General features: G+C 68.6%; 17 protein-coding genes. 8 read left to right on the top strand and 9 right to left on the bottom strand.

Annotated features, from left to right (window positions below; genetic code table 11):
* Positions 1–4: 4 nt before the first annotated feature.
* Positions 5–1063, bottom strand: a complete 1059-nt coding sequence (locus OLX23_RS22305; RefSeq protein WP_264447438.1) for a ribonucleotide-diphosphate reductase subunit beta — start codon at positions 1061–1063, stop codon at positions 5–7.
* Positions 1064–1620: 557 nt separating this feature from the next.
* Complete coding sequence (locus OLX23_RS22300; RefSeq protein ID WP_264447436.1) at positions 1621–2358, bottom strand: glutathione S-transferase family protein; 738 nt, start codon at positions 2356–2358, stop codon at positions 1621–1623.
* Positions 2359–2465: 107 nt separating this feature from the next.
* On the opposite strand from OLX23_RS22300, the gene OLX23_RS22295 reads away from it, so the two are divergent.
* The gene (locus OLX23_RS22295; RefSeq protein ID WP_264447435.1) at positions 2466–2639 is read left to right on the top strand and encodes a hypothetical protein; all 174 of its coding nucleotides are present in this window, start codon (positions 2466–2468) and stop codon (positions 2637–2639) included.
* Positions 2640–2758: 119 nt separating this feature from the next.
* Here OLX23_RS22295 and OLX23_RS22290 read toward each other — a convergent pair whose 3' ends face one another.
* Genes OLX23_RS22290 through OLX23_RS22280 form a run of 3 tightly spaced genes read right to left on the bottom strand, consistent with a single transcriptional unit; the run spans position 2759 to position 4444 of the window.
* A complete protein-coding gene (locus OLX23_RS22290) occupies positions 2759–3199 on the bottom strand; it encodes a cupin domain-containing protein (RefSeq protein ID WP_264447433.1) in 441 nt (146 codons plus the stop codon).
* A gap of 20 nt (positions 3200–3219) precedes the next feature.
* The gene (locus tag OLX23_RS22285; protein ID WP_264447431.1) at positions 3220–3675 is read right to left on the bottom strand and encodes a cupin domain-containing protein; all 456 of its coding nucleotides are present in this window, start codon (positions 3673–3675) and stop codon (positions 3220–3222) included.
* A complete protein-coding gene (locus OLX23_RS22280; RefSeq protein WP_264447429.1) occupies positions 3668–4444 on the bottom strand; it encodes a glutathione S-transferase family protein in 777 nt (258 codons plus the stop codon). Before OLX23_RS22280 ends, OLX23_RS22285 begins: the two co-directional genes overlap by 8 nt.
* 73 nt (positions 4445–4517) lie before the next feature.
* Here OLX23_RS22280 and OLX23_RS22275 point away from each other — a divergent pair, with 73 nt between their 5' ends.
* Positions 4518–5240, top strand: a complete 723-nt coding sequence (locus OLX23_RS22275) for an alpha/beta fold hydrolase (protein WP_264447427.1) — start codon at positions 4518–4520, stop codon at positions 5238–5240.
* 94 nt (positions 5241–5334) lie between these two features.
* Positions 5335–5697 (top strand): DUF2171 domain-containing protein, encoded by a 363-nt coding sequence (locus tag OLX23_RS25775; RefSeq protein ID WP_319641341.1) that lies wholly within the window; start codon positions 5335–5337, stop codon positions 5695–5697.
* A gap of 93 nt (positions 5698–5790) precedes the next feature.
* Here OLX23_RS25775 and OLX23_RS22265 read toward each other — a convergent pair whose 3' ends face one another.
* Positions 5791–6861 (bottom strand): hypothetical protein, encoded by a 1071-nt coding sequence (locus OLX23_RS22265; protein WP_264447425.1) that lies wholly within the window; start codon positions 6859–6861, stop codon positions 5791–5793.
* A 254-nt stretch (positions 6862–7115) separates the two neighbouring features.
* The gene (locus OLX23_RS22260) at positions 7116–7724 is read right to left on the bottom strand and encodes an HNH endonuclease (protein WP_264447424.1); all 609 of its coding nucleotides are present in this window, start codon (positions 7722–7724) and stop codon (positions 7116–7118) included.
* A gap of 314 nt (positions 7725–8038) precedes the next feature.
* Here OLX23_RS22260 and gluQRS point away from each other — a divergent pair, with 314 nt between their 5' ends.
* The 5 genes from gluQRS to OLX23_RS22235 all read left to right on the top strand — a co-directional run bounded on the left by gluQRS (position 8039) and on the right by OLX23_RS22235 (position 11015).
* The gene (gene gluQRS, locus OLX23_RS22255) at positions 8039–8893 is read left to right on the top strand and encodes a tRNA glutamyl-Q(34) synthetase GluQRS (protein WP_264447423.1); all 855 of its coding nucleotides are present in this window, start codon (positions 8039–8041) and stop codon (positions 8891–8893) included.
* The gene (locus OLX23_RS22250; protein WP_264447421.1) at positions 8890–9111 is read left to right on the top strand and encodes an HIG1 domain-containing protein; all 222 of its coding nucleotides are present in this window, start codon (positions 8890–8892) and stop codon (positions 9109–9111) included. Before gluQRS ends, OLX23_RS22250 begins: the two co-directional genes overlap by 4 nt.
* Before the next feature lie 3 nt (positions 9112–9114).
* Positions 9115–9684, top strand: a complete 570-nt coding sequence (locus OLX23_RS22245; protein WP_264447419.1) for a cob(I)yrinic acid a,c-diamide adenosyltransferase — start codon at positions 9115–9117, stop codon at positions 9682–9684.
* A gap of 85 nt (positions 9685–9769) precedes the next feature.
* Positions 9770–10639 carry a 3-hydroxyacyl-CoA dehydrogenase family protein gene (locus OLX23_RS22240; RefSeq protein WP_264447418.1) on the top strand — a complete coding sequence of 290 codons (870 nt, stop codon included), beginning with the start codon at positions 9770–9772 and terminating at the stop codon, positions 10637–10639.
* A gap of 52 nt (positions 10640–10691) precedes the next feature.
* Complete coding sequence (locus OLX23_RS22235) at positions 10692–11015, top strand: hypothetical protein (protein ID WP_264447417.1); 324 nt, start codon at positions 10692–10694, stop codon at positions 11013–11015.
* Positions 11016–11030: 15 nt separating this feature from the next.
* On the opposite strand, the gene OLX23_RS22230 is transcribed toward OLX23_RS22235, so the two are convergent.
* Positions 11031–11252, bottom strand: a complete 222-nt coding sequence (locus OLX23_RS22230; protein ID WP_264447416.1) for a hypothetical protein — start codon at positions 11250–11252, stop codon at positions 11031–11033.
* A 23-nt stretch (positions 11253–11275) separates the two neighbouring features.
* Positions 11276–13879: a DNA mismatch repair protein MutS gene (mutS, locus tag OLX23_RS22225; protein ID WP_264447415.1), complete on the bottom strand. Its 2604-nt coding sequence runs from the start codon at positions 13877–13879 to the stop codon at positions 11276–11278.
* Between the last annotated feature and the right edge of the window lie 27 nt (positions 13880–13906).

The following is a 13906-nucleotide window of genomic DNA, read 5'->3' as shown; positions in this document are numbered from 1 at the left end:
ATATTCATTCCGCCGCGATCCCCGCCTTGGCGAACATGTCCGGCCCCTCGGTCTCGCCGGCCTCGTTGGCGGCGTCGGAGCCCTTGGCCTTGCGGCGCTGGTCGAAGCTCGACCAGACGTCCTGCCAGTTGCCCTTGGTCGCGCCCTTCGAATATTCGGTTGCGCGCGTCTCGAAGAAGTTGGCGTGCTCGACGCCGTTGAGCAGCGGGGTCAGCCAGGGCAGCGGGTGCTCATCGATCATGTAGATCTCGGGCAGGCCGAGCTGGCCCAGGCGCCAGTCGGCGATGTAGCGGATGTAGCGCTTGATCTCCTTGGCGCTCATGCCGGGGACCGGGCCCTGCTCGAAGGCGAGGTCGATGAAGGCGTCCTCGAGCCGCACGGTCTTCTGGCAGCAGTCGATGATGTCTTCCTTGACCGCCTTGGTCAGGCAGCCGCGTTCCTTGGTGAAGGTGTGGAACAGCTTGACGATGCCCTCGCAGTGGAGGCTCTCGTCGCGGACCGACCACGAAACGATCTGGCCCATGCCCTTCATCTTGTTGAAGCGCGGGAAGTTCATCAGCATGGCGAAGGAGGCGAAGAGCTGGAGCCCTTCGGTGAAGCCACCGAACATGGCGAGGGTGCGGGCGATGTCCTCGTCGTTGTCGACGCCGAACTGTTGCAGGTAGTCGTGCTTGGCCTTGAGCTCCTCGTATTCGAGGAACATGCCGTACTCGCTCTCGGGCATGCCGATCGTGTCGAGCAGGTGCGAATAGGCGGCGATGTGCACGGTCTCCATGTTGGAGAAGGCGGCGAGCATCATCTTGATCTCGGTCGGCTTGAACACGCGGCCGTACTTGTCGTGGTAGCAGTCCTGCACCTCGACGTCGGCCTGGGTGAAGAAGCGGAAGATCTGCGTCAGCAGGTTGCGCTCATGCTCGGAGATCTTCTGCGCCCAGTCGCGGCAGTCCTCGCCCAGCGGCACTTCCTCGGGCATCCAGTGGATCTGCTGCTGCCGCTTCCAGAACTCGTAGGCCCACGGATATTCGAAGGGCTTGTAGGTCTTGCGGGCTTCGAGAAGAGGCATCTGGAGCGACCTTTCGGATCGGACGGCTGCGAGTGTAGACGATTCGGCCGCTGTTCTCCAGGCGTTCCGGCGTAAACCGGCACCCGCGGAACCGCGGCCGAACACCCTACATAGTGTTTCGCAGGGTCGCTCGCCACAGGATGTGGCGTTTATCAACAGTCTGGATGGGGTGTGGCGGGAAGTGGACGACCGACCCGGTTCCGGGCCTCGTCACACCTCGCAAACACCCGTCATCCTCGCGAAGGCGGGGATCCATCACCAAGGTTCTCGTCCTGCACCGCGGTGCGATCGGCAAGCGCGGAAGATGGATCCCCGCCTTCGCGGGGATGACGAAAAATGGGGCGGGGTGCGGCACGCGACCTTCCTCCCCCTCGATGGGGGAGGGATACGCAGGCTTGGCGGCGCAGCCGCCTAGCCGGAGTTGGGTGGGGGTGAGCGTGCCGACGGGCCCTGCGTTGGCGGCGCGCTCACCCCCATCCAGCTACGACTAGGGAGCAAGCTCCCAAGTCTCCGCATCCTTCCCCCATCAAGGGGGAAGGGTGATCACCGCCCTGCCCTCACATCTGCTGGACGGCGGTGAAGTCGGTCGCGGGGACGGTGTCGGTGCGGCCGAAGAAGCGGTCGAGATCCTCGCGCGAGGCGCCCTTGCGCGTGCGGTTGGCGACGTCGTCGAAGGCCTCGGCGACGCGTGCCATCGCGCGCTGGGTGGCGGGGCGGTCCTGGATGCGCTGGCGCCAGGCGATCAGCGCCGGGTAGTCGGCCGGGTCGAAGCCGTGGCGCTCGACGTAGAAGGCCCAGGGCTGGGTCGCCATGTCGGCGATCGAGTATTCGCCGCCGGCGAGCCAGTCACGGCTCTGCAGGCGCTCGTCGAGCAGGCGGTTGAGCTTGGCGGCGACGGCCTGATAGCGCGCCTTGGCGTAAGGCGCGGTCTCGGGCGGGGCGATGTTGAAGTGGTTCACCTGGCCCATCATCGGGCCGACGTTGGCCATCTGCACCATCAGCCACTGCATGACCTCGGCGCGCTGCGGCTGGGTGGTGGGCAGGAACTTGCCCTCACGTTCGGCGAGCCAGAGCAGGATCGCGCCCGATTCGAACAAGGGCTGGCCGAGCCGCGGGTCCTCGAGCACGGGGACCTTGCCGAGCGGGTTCTTGGCGAGGAATTCCGGTTCGAACTGCGCCTGGCTGAACACCGCGGTGTGGCGCAGCTCGTAGTCCAGCCCGCACTCCTCGAGCATCAGGATCACCTTGATGACATTGGGGCTCTGCATGCCGTGGAGGACGAGTTTCTCGGACATTTCGGACGGATACCTTTCCCGCTGCGGCGACGCGCGGAACCGCGCCGCTCTTCCTGTGGTTGTGTACAGGATGGCCGCCGCGCGGCCTTTAGCCAAGGAGATAAGCCATGGGCGAGTACGAACCCGAGGATTCGCGCAACGTCACCGGCACGGCCGCGACACCAGACGGCCGCTGGACCAACACCGACGGCGCCCCGCCCAAGGCCGACGGCAGCCAGCCGACTCCCGAGGAGGTCAAGCGCAAGGAAGAGGATCCGACGATCGAGGAAGAGCGGATCTAGGATTCTGCTTCGTCATTGCGAGCCGCGAAGCGGCGCGGCAATCCAGAGCGCCATGCTCTGCCGCCCTGGATTGCTTCGCTACGCTCGCAATGACGATGGTTTTTGGACGATGGTTTGATCTAGACCGTCCGCCCTTTGCCGACAGGGAGGGCCGGCACCGTGACCGAGGCGAAGACCGCGGTTTCGGTGCCGTCGTTGCGCCAGCCGTGGATCACGCCGCGGTCGACGATGAAGTCGCCCGCGCGCAGGGTCACTTCGCCGGTCTCGAGCACGAGCACGACTTCGCCCGCAATCATCACCAGGTAGTCGATCGTGTCGGTGGCGTGGAGGAAGGCCTCGCCGCCGAGCCCCGCGGGCAGTTCGGTCAGGATGAAGTTGACCCCGCCGTCGTGGAGCAGGCCCATGTCGTAAGGCACCGCGGCTTCGGCTTCGCCCGAATTATCGGCGGGCAGCGTGTTGCGCCAGATCAGGTTGGCCGCGGGCTGGTGGCGCGGCACCTCGCCGTCGAACACGATGCAAGACCTGCCCTCGGCATTGAGCCCGGTAACCACCCGCCGCATCGGTCCTCGCCCCTTGTCGCTTATATCGTCCGGCCCTTGCCTACCGGATAAGCCGGCAGGTTGACCACCGCTGCCACGCAGGGCTCGTCGTGCGGGTTGCGCCAGCCGTGGACCACGCCGCGATCGACCACGCAGTCGCCCGCGCCGAGTTCGGTCTCGCCCTCCTCGAGCACGAGGGTGACCCGGCCCGAGAGAATCACCAGATAGTCGATCGTGTTGGTCGCGTGCATGATCTCGGGCGTGCGCGGGCGGAACTGGCAGATCGCGAAGTTCGAGCCCGGCGTGTGCAGCATCGCCGTCTCGTAGGGTGCGACGGGATCGTCGCTGCCGGCGTTGTCGGCGGGGTGCGCGTGGGTCCGCCAGACGAGCGCCGCGGTCGTCTCCTCGGCGTGGGGTATCGGGCCGTCGATAAGGACGGTGCTGCGGCCCTGCGCGTCGAGACCCGTGACGACGCGCCGCCTGTTTAGCTCAGCCATGCCCGTTCCTTTCCCGTTCGGATTCGATCTGGCCGTTATGTGCGGAAGCAGCCTGCGCGCTCGGCGCGCGAATGTGAAGCCCCTGAAACATTTCATTTTCTTCATGTGTCGCGGCGGCACGGTCGGCCGTGTCCTGACGGGCCCATTCGGCGATCACGCGGTGCGCGCGCCCGATCGCCGGTCGTGCCTCGATCGCCGCGCGCCAAGCGGTCACCTGCGGGTATTCGGCGGGATCGAGGCCATAGCGCTTGAGCCGCTTGGCCCAGGGATAGGTCGCCACGTCGGCGATCGAATAGGACCCGCCGCCGAGCCATTGCGCCTCGCCGAGCCGGCGCTCGAGCGCCTGGAAGATCTGCGCCATGCCCCGCCGCGCGCGGCCTGCGGCATAGTCTTGGCCCTGCAGCAGCCGGTAGTGCGAATGCTGGCCGAAGACCGGGCCGACCTGGCTCATCTGCAGCATCAGCCACTTGAGCACCTGCCACCGCTCGGGACCGTCAGCGGGATAGAACTGCGGCGCGTAAGTCTCGGCGAGGTAGATCAGGATCGCCCCCGATTCGAAGATCGGCTCCGCCCCGGCCGGCCCGTCGGGATCGACGATCACCGGCACCTTGGCCATCGGACTGAGCGCGAGAAAGCGCTCGTCGAACTGGCGCCCGCGGAACACGGCGACGTGCTCGGTGCGGTAGAGCAGGCCGATCTCCTCGAGCAGGATCGCGACCTTGCGCGCGTTGGGGCTCGACATGCCGTAGAACGTCAGCGGCTGACCCATGCTGTTCCTCACCGATTGACAGGCCTTCCGCCGCCTGCTCGCTTCGTGCCGATAACAGAAGAGGAGAGAGGCCATGGCAAGCTTCGTGCTGATCCCCGGCGCGATGCACGGGCGCTGGACCTGGGACCGCATCGTGCCGCGGCTCGAAGCCGCGGGCCACATCGTCATCGCGCCCGACCTGCCCGGCATGGGCACCAACCAGGCGATCCCCGTGGACCAGGTGACGCTCGCCGACTGGGGTGACTTCGTCGCAGAGACCGTGCGGACAGCGCATAGGTCGACGGGGCAACCGGTGGTGCTCGTCGGGCACAGCCGCGGCGGGCTGGTGATCGGCGAGGCGGCCGAACGCGTGCCCGAGCTGATCGCCGGGCTGGTCTACCTGACCGCGCTGATCGTTCCGCCCGGGCAGAGCCTGGCCCAGGTCACCGGCCACCGCCCCGATCCCGACGCGCCGCCGCTCGCGCCCGAAGCGCTTGCCGCGATCGCCCGCACGCAGTTCTACTCGGGCTGCAGCGACGCCGACGCCGCCTGGGCGCTGGCGCGGCTTCACCGCGAGCCGCTCGGCGTCATGCACGAGCCCGCGACGGTGACCTGGGAGCGCTGGGGCAAAATGCCGCGCGCCTTCGTCGAATGCAGCGAGGATGCGACGGTCTCGCTGGCCAAGCAGCGCGACATGCAGGCGGCCGCGCCCTGCGATCCGGTGGTGACTCTGGCGGCCGATCACTCGCCCTTCCTCTGCGCGCCCGAGGCGCTGACCGAGGCCCTGCTGGCCATCGCTGCACGGTTCGTCGCCTGAGCACCCGCGACGCGGAACGGAAGCCCCCGCGCCGCGGTTCTCCGAGTACCCCCACGCCGCGACAGTCCTCGCGGCCCAATCTCGGAGAAGATCGATGGAAGACCGCCGTAACCAGCAACAGCAGGGCCAGCAGAACGTCAGCCCGCTCGGCGATTCGCAGGCCGCACGCAGCAGCGGCCAGCAGCAGCAGTTCGATCAGACCGGCGGCCAGCAGTCGGGCGGTGGCGGCACCGATCGCTTCGCCGACCAGATCCGCGAACACCAGGAAGTGATCGACGATGCCGGCCAGCACGTCGGCACGGTCGATCACGTCGATGGCGACCGCATCAAGCTTTCGCGGTCGGATTCAAGCGACGGCCAGCACCACTACGTCCAGCTGAGCCAGGTCGCGGGCATCGAGGGCGACAAGATTCGCCTGCGCGAACGCGGCGACAACGATTTCGGTCAGGAAGCCTGACCGATACCCAGTTTCGACGATTTTTCGAGGTCGTCGCGCCGGAACGCCCCTCCTTCGCGAGGGGCGTTTTGCATGGGGCAAGGAATCTGGGCGCTACCAGTGCGCGCGCATCGCCATCATCACCTGGCTGCGGCGGCCGGCAAAGGCCCCGGCGGGGCGCAGACGGGCCTCGCCGTCGCATTCGGCGTGGAGCACTTCGACCAGGGCGGCGAGTTGCGGGCCGATCTGCCGCCGCGCGGCCAGGGTCACCGCCCAGCCAGCCTCGTCGTCGGCCAGCCCCGCGCTGCCCGCGTTGCGCGTCTGGTAGAGATCGACCCGCGCCGACAGCGCGGTGCGCGCAAAGCGGCGGGTGACCATGCCGTAAGCGGCGTGGAAGCGCATATCGATCCAGTTGTCGCCGCCGGTGCGATCGCCCTGGCGCGTGCGCCCCGCGAGCGCCTGGGCGCGCAGTTCCCAATCGCGGTCGAGCTCGGCCACGACGCCGAGCGCGTCGAACAAGGTGCGGCGACCCCATTCGCGATCGCCGCCCGCGACCATCGGATCGGCGTTGCTGTCGAAATGCATGAGTTCGGCCCGCACCGGCACCGGCGCGGTCCAGGCGAGCTTGCCGTAGAAGCCCGGACGCTTGAAGGCGCCCGGCGCGAAATCGAGCAACGGATGGCCGTAGCGCGGCTGGACGTAGTCGATGACATCGCCCGAGAGCGGGATCGGCTGACGGATCGGTCCGAGTCCCGTGGCGAAGTTCGCCGTCGCCGGCACGCCGCCGAGATTGCTGGGGCCAAGATTGCCGCGGCCGAGATCGACACCGCCGATCGTCGCCGCGAAGACATGGCCGCCGAGCCGGCGCTTGCCGGTTAGCTCGAAGCGGACCAAGGTGGCGTCCTCGCGCCAGCCGCCGCCGATCGCGGGTGCGGCCGTCTCACCGAAGGTCCAGTTCGCCGCGGCCCGCTCCGCCGGGATCGGTCGATAGGTACGCATGGCGAGCGTGGAGAGCCGCAGCGGCGCGGCATCGCTGTCCATGTCGGCCTGGATTTCGTTGGGCGTGTCGAGCAGATCGAGCGCGGCGAAATCGGACGTCCGACTATTCGCCGAGGCCACCGATGGCAGCCAGGCGAGCGCGAGCGCCCATACCAGCGCCCCCGCGCGCCACCCCCGATGCGACAATGCCCGACCCATGGAATCGAGGATAGCGAAGACAGGTTAATCGGAGCCTAGGAGCGCCCTTAGTGCGAGGCCTCAGAGAGACGATTCCCGCACGCTGCCACCCTCACCGCTGCGACTAGGCAGCGAGCTGCCAAGTCTCGCGCCTCTCCCGCCAGCGGGAAAGGGTTCTTGTCGCCTTCTCCCGCTGGCGGGAGAAGGATAGCGCAGCTTGTCCGCAAGGCGGACTAGCGAAGCTTGGATGAGGGTGGACCGGCCTAAGCCTCGAGCTCGATGTCCCAATAGAGCCAGTCGCGCCAGGTCTCGTGCAGGTAGTTCGGCGGAAAACCGCGGCCGCGCTCCTGCAATTGCCAGTTGGTCGGACGGATCGGCTCGATCAGCAGCGGCATGCGCGCCTGCCGCGGCGTGCGCCCGCCCTTGCGCATGTTGCACGGGGCGCAGGCGGTGGCGACGTTTTCCCAGCTGGTCTGCCCGCCGAGCCGCCGCGGGACGACGTGATCGAAGGTCAGGTGCTGCGGGCTGCCGCAATATTGGCAGGCGAAGCGATCGCGCAGGAACAGGTTGAAGCGGGTGAAAGCCGGGAACTCGCTCGGCTTGACGAACTGGCGCAGCGCGATGACCGAAGGCACCTGCATCGACCAAGAGGGCGAGTGGACCACGCGCTCATAGGAGGCGACGATGTCGACACGTTCGAGGAAGATCGCCTTGATCGCGGTCTGCCAGGGCCAGAGGCTGAGCGGGTAGTAGGAGAGCGGGGTGTAATCCGCGTTGAGCACGAGCGCCGGACAGTCGGACAAATGCCGGGAGGGATCATCCCCCGCGCTGCGGAACCGGGCCGCGCGCTCTATCAGCTCCGACTTGAGCATGGCCTCCTGTCGCAGGCCGCTGTTGCGATTTGATGGCAACGCATGGGTGTTTTCTGAGCCTCGCCGAATTTGACGTCAAGGCTGCTGCGCGAGAATCCACAGGCGGGGAATGACGTTGGTGAAGTGAGGACGAGAGAAGGGATCTCACACGAAGACACGAAGACGCCGTGACCGCGGCGAAGCCGCTCTCATTCCGCAGTCTCAGAATGAACAAGGGCCTGCGGCCAGCGCTCCATCTTCGTGTCTTCGTGTGAAACTATCTTCCCTATCGCCGTGCCTCGGCGCATTGCCCGAAACCGTGCTACGGCGACCCTATGCGCACGCGCTTCGCCCCCAGCCCCAACGGCTCGCTGCACCTCGGCCATGCCTATGCCGCGGTGGTCGCGCACGATCTGGCGCGCGCGCGCGGCGGCGAATTCCTGCTGCGGGTCGAGGACATCGACGGCACGCGCAGCCGGCCCGAACTCGCCGAGGAGCACCTGGCCGACCTCGCCTGGCTCGGCCTCGCCTGGAACGGACCGGTGGTGCGCCAGTCGGAACGGCTCGCCTCCTATGCCGCGGCGGGCGAGCGGCTGAAGGCCCTGGGCCTGCTCTATCCGTGCCGTTGCACCCGCGCCGAGATCGCTGCCGCGGCGACCGCGCAGGGTCCCGACGGTGCGCTCTATCCGGGCACCTGCCGCGGGCGCGAGGTCGATCCGGCCAAGGATCTTGTGGGCGCGGCCTGGCGGCTCGACATGGCCAAGGCCGCCGCGCTGGCCGGTCCGCTCGCCTGGGTCGACGAGATCGCCGGGCCGCAGATCGCCACACCCGAGATCTTCGGCGACGTCGTGCTGCTGCGCAAGGAAGCGCCGGCCTCCTATCACCTCGCCGCGACGCTCGATGACGCGGCCGACGGCGTCACCCTGGTCACCCGCGGTGCCGACCTGTTCGCCGCAAGCCACGTCCACCGCCTGCTCCAGGCCCTGCTCGATCTGCCCGTGCCCGCCTGGCACCACCACGGCCTGCTGGTCGAGCCCGACGGCAGGAAGCTGGCCAAGCGCCGCGGCTCCCCCTCGCTGGCCGATCGCCGCCGCGCCGGCGAGGACGGCGCCGCCGTCGCCGACAGGCTGCGCGCGCATCGCTTCCCCGCTGGCATTTCGCTGTCACAAAGCCTAGATGGAGCGCCATGATCTACATTCTCATCCCGGCGCTGATCCTGCTCATGGGCATGACGCTGTTCAGCCTGCTCAAGGGCCTCAACGCCTTCCGCCAGACGCTCGATGCCGACGTCGATCCCGAAGGCGCGCATCTGCTCCAGCTCAAGCAGAACAAGATGATGTGGGCGCGCATCAAGTATCAGGGCGCGGCGATCGCCGTGGTCGTGATCCTGATGGCCGTCGCGCGCTAAACCTTGGTCAAGCTCAACAAGATCTACACCCGCACCGGCGATGCGGGCACGACCGGTCTGGTCGACGGCTCGCGCCTGCCCAAGCACGCCGCGCGGATGGAAGCGATCGGCGCGGTCGACGAGGCGAACAGCGCGATCGGCCTCGCGGTCTGCGCGCTGCCCGATAGCCCGCATGCCGCGACGCTGACACGGATCCAGAACGACCTGTTCGACCTCGGCGCCGACCTCGCGACTCCGGGAGACGATTTCACCCCGTCGGAGATGATGCTGCGTATCGTTCCGGCCCAGGCGACATGGCTGGAAGCCGAAATCGACGCGCTCAACGAGGATCTGGCGCCGCTGACCAGCTTCATCCTGCCCGGCGGCAGCGAGGCCGCGGCCCGCGTCCACGTCGCACGCGCCGCGACGCGCCGCGCCGAGCGGGCGATGACCGCGCTCGCCGCCGAAGCGCCGACCAATCCGGCCGCGCTGGCCTATGTGAACCGGCTGTCGGACTTCCTGTTCGTGCTGACCCGGGCAATCAACGCTGCCGGCTCGGGCGACGTCCTGTGGGTGCCCGGCCAGAATCGTTAATCGCCCGCTTAATGGAGAGCTAGCCAAGCCACCCCGCGCACGCTAAATCGCGCGCCATTGCTGCGGGTGCGAAGAGGAACGGAATATGTCTATCGTTGGCGTGATCGGTGCGGGCATGATGGGTCAGGGCATCGCCCAGACTTCCGCGCAATTTGGCCACAAGGTGCTGCTGACCGACATCTCGCTGGAGATCGCGGAAAAGGGCAAGGCCAAGATCGCCAAGACGCTCGACAAGCTGGTCAGCCGCGGCAAGCTCGACGCCGCCGAGGCCGAGGCCGTGCTCGCGCGCATCACCGCCGTGGGCGAATATGCGCCGCTGGGCGAGGCCGACATCGTCATCGAGGCCGCGACCGAGCGCGAGGAGATCAAGCACAAGATCTTCGAGGAAGTGGTCAAGGTCCTGAAGAGCGACGCGATCCTCGCCTCGAACACCAGCTCGATCCCGATCACCCGCATGGCCGCGCGCGTGCCCGATCCCTCGCGCTTCATCGGCATGCACTTCTTCAACCCGGTGCCGGTCATGGGCCTGCTCGAGATCATCCCGGGCCTGCCGACCTCGGCCGAGACGACCGCCAAGGCGCGCGCCTTCGGCGAATCGATCAAGAAGGAAATCGTCCTCGCCGGCGACGAGCCGGGCTTCGTGGTCAACCGCATCCTCTGCCCGATGCTCAACGAGGCGATCTTCGTGCTCGGCGCGGGCATGGGTTCGATCGAGGACATCGACAAGGGCTGCCGCATCGGCCTCAACCACCCGATGGGCCCGCTGACCCTTGCCGACTTCGTCGGCCTCGACACCTTGTTCGAGATCATCAAGGTGCTCTACTCGACCACCGGCGACAGCAAGTACCGCCCGGCCCCGCTGCTGGTGAAGTACGTCGAAGCCGGCTGGATCGGCCGCAAGGTCGGCCGCGGCTTCTACGACTACTCGGGCGAAGTGCCCGTCCCGACGCGCTGATCGGGGAACCTGTCCCTTCGCCGGCTCGTTGAGTCCGGCGAAGGAGACTCCCATGACCGACAACCCGCGCAAGTTCGACGGCGAAGACCAGCAGACCGAAGAGCTGGCTCCCGAGAACCGGAACTCCGAGCAGAACGACGAGGCCAGCCAGGCGCAGGAACTGGCCGACGAGGCGCTGGGCCGCAGCTCTGGCGACTTCGCCACTGGCGACAGCGACAAGGTTTCGTCGGGCGACGACAGCGACGACGCGCAGGACCTCGTCGATCACATGGAGCAGATGGTCTCGAGCGGCCGCATCGACAACGATGCCTTCCGCGGCGAGCGCAACGACGATGACGAGGAAGACCTGCTCGGCGAAGCCGGCGAGGACGACTAACGTCTAATCTGGCGCCTACTGCGGCGTCTTCGCCCAGGGATTGACGTGCTTGTGCTCGGGCGCGGGCTGGTTCTGACCGACGAGCCCGGCCACGGCCTCGACCGCCTGCTGTTGCGCCGGATCGGCCTTCTCACCCTCTTTGGGTACCGAGAACCAGACACCGACGAGCACGCTCGCCGCGAACCATAGCGCGCGCCACTTGCTGCGGAAGACGGTGGTGATGCGCGGTCCGAACATGCGCGTAGCATAGCGCCGCGCGGTTAATGATCGGTGCCGGCCTCGCGCTTGAGCTCATAGAGCAGGTCGAGCGCCTCGCGCGGGCTGAGCGCATCGACATCGAGCCCGTTGAGCCGCTCGCGGATCGTGTCGAGCTTTTCCGAATCGGCCTCGAAGGCCGCGGCGAACAGCGGCAGGTCGCCGAGCCCCGCGGCGAGCCCACCCGTCTCGGCGCGGCCCTTTTCGAGCCGGTCGAGCACGGTCTTGGCGCGCGACAGCACCGCCGGCGACACGCCCGCGAGCCGCGCCACGGCGAGACCGTAGGAGCGATCGGCCGGCCCCTCGGCCAGTTCGTGGAGCAGCACCAGATCGCCTTTCCACTCGCGCGCGCGGACGTGGTGGAGCGACAAGGCGTCGCAGCTTTCGGCGAGGCGCGACAGCTCGTGGTAATGCGTCGCGAAGAGGCAGCGGCAGCGGTTGGTCTCGTGCACCGCCTCGACCACGGCCCAGGCCAGCGCCAGGCCGTCGTAGGTCGAGGTACCGCGGCCGACCTCGTCGAGGATCACGAAGCTGCGCTCGGTCGCCTGGGCCAGGATCGCCGCGGTCTCGACCATCTCGACCATGAAGGTCGAGCGTCCGCGCGCGAGGTTGTCCGAGGCGCCGACGCGGCTGAACAGGCGATCGACGAGGCCGATCTTCGCAGCCAGCGCGGGCACGAAACCGCCGGCCTGGGCCAGCAGCACGATCAGCGCGTTCTGGCGCAGGAAGGTCGACTTACCGCCCATGTTGGGGCCGCCGATCAGCCAGAGCCGGTCGTCGGGTGCGAGCCGGCAGTCGTTGGCGACGAAGCGGTCGCCCTTGAGCGCCAGCGCCGCCTCGACCACCGGGTGGCGGCCGCCCGAAATCTCGATGCAGGGATGGTCGACGATCTCGGGCCGGCTCCAGCCGCCCTCGGCCGCGCGCTCGGCCTGGCCGGCGGAGACGTCGATCCGCGCCAGCGCCTCGGCCGTGGCGGCGATCGCGTGGCGCGCCGTGATGGCTTCGGCGACCAGCTGCTCGAAATGCGCCTCTTCGGCGGCGAGCGCGTGGCCGCCGGCCTCGGCGATGCGGCTGGCCTCCTCGTGCAGTGCCAGGGCATTGAAGCGCACCGCGCCGGCCATGGTCTGGCGGTGGGTGAAGCCGGAGTCGGGCTGCATCAGCGCGTCGCCGTGCTTGGCGGGCACTTCGATGAAGTAGCCGAGCACGCCGTTGTGCTTGATCTTGAGCGCGGCCACACCGGTCTGGTCGCGGTACTTGGCCTCGAGCGCGGCGATCGCGCGGCGCGCGTGGCCCGAGGTGTCGCGCAGCGCGTCGAGCGCGGCGTCGTAGCCCTCGGCGATATAGCCGCCCTGCCCGCGCTCGGTCGGCGGCGAGGGCACCAGCGCGCGCGCATAGAGATCGGTCAGCGCGCCGTGGCCGCCGAGGCTCGGCAGCAGGCGGTCGAGCAAGGCCGGCCGGTCGCCGAGCTTGAGCAGGTGGTCGCGCACGCGGCGCGCCTCGGTCAGGCCGTCGCGCAGCTGGCCGAGATCGCGCGGGCTGCCACGTCCCGCGACGACACGCCCCAGCGCGCGGCCGACGTCGGGCAAGGCGCGCAGCACCGCGCGCAGATCGCCGCGCAGCAGCGAATTGGCGTGGAGCCACTGGACGAGTTCGAGCCGCTCGGAGATCACCGCGAGGTCGGTCAGCGGCGCCGACAGGTCTTCGGACAGCTGGCGCGCGCCGGCGCCGGTGACGCAGCGGTCGATCGCGTCGATCAGGCTGCCGCGGCGACCGCCCTGGCTCGACTGCAGGATCTCGAGGCTGGCGCGCGTCGCCTCGTCCATCGCCAGATGGGCCTCGCCCGATCGCATCGCCGGCGGCAGCAGCAAGGGCAGCGCGCCGCGGCCGACGTGGTCGAGATAGGCGACGAGGCCGCCCGCCGCACCGAGCATCGCCCGCGTGAAGCTGCCGAAGCCGTCGAGCGTGGCGACGCCGTGGACGTCCTTGAGCCGCGTCTCGCCCTGGTCGCTGCCGAAATCGCGCGACGGCCGCGGGATCGCGTCGATCGGGCCATCTGTGAACCCCTCGGGCACGACGACCTCGCTCGCGCCGATGCGCGCCAGCGCCGCGCCGAGCCGGTCGGGCGCGCATTCCTCGAGCTCCATGCGCCCGGTCGAAATGTCGCAGGCGGCAATGCCGACCAGCCCGCGCACTTCGCAGACCGCGGCGAGCACGTTGGCGCGGCGCGGTTCGAGCAGGGCTTCCTCGGTCAGGGTGCCGGCGGTGACGAAGCGGACGATGTCGCGCGCGACCAGCGCCTTCGAGCCACCGCGTTTCTTGGCTTCCTCGGGCGTCTCGACCTGTTCGGCGATGGCGACGCGGCAGCCGGCCTTGATCAGCCGCGCCAGATAGCCCTCGGCCGAATGGACCGGCACGCCGCACATCGGGATCGGCGCGCCGCCATGCTCGCCGCGGCTGGTCAGCGCGATGTCGAGCACCTGGGCGGCGGTCCTGGCGTCGTCGAAGAACAGCTCGAAGAAGTCGCCCATGCGGTAGAACAGCAGGCAGTCCTCGGCCTGCGCCTTGAGCGCGAGGTACTGGGCCATCATCGGGGTCACGGGGGCGGACATGCTGCTGCGGTAGCGGGCGGGCGGGCG

Source organism: Novosphingobium sp. JCM 18896 (assembly GCF_025938095.1).
Classification (GTDB): domain Bacteria; phylum Pseudomonadota; class Alphaproteobacteria; order Sphingomonadales; family Sphingomonadaceae; genus Novosphingobium.
This window is presented reverse-complemented; position numbering and strand designations above follow the sequence as displayed.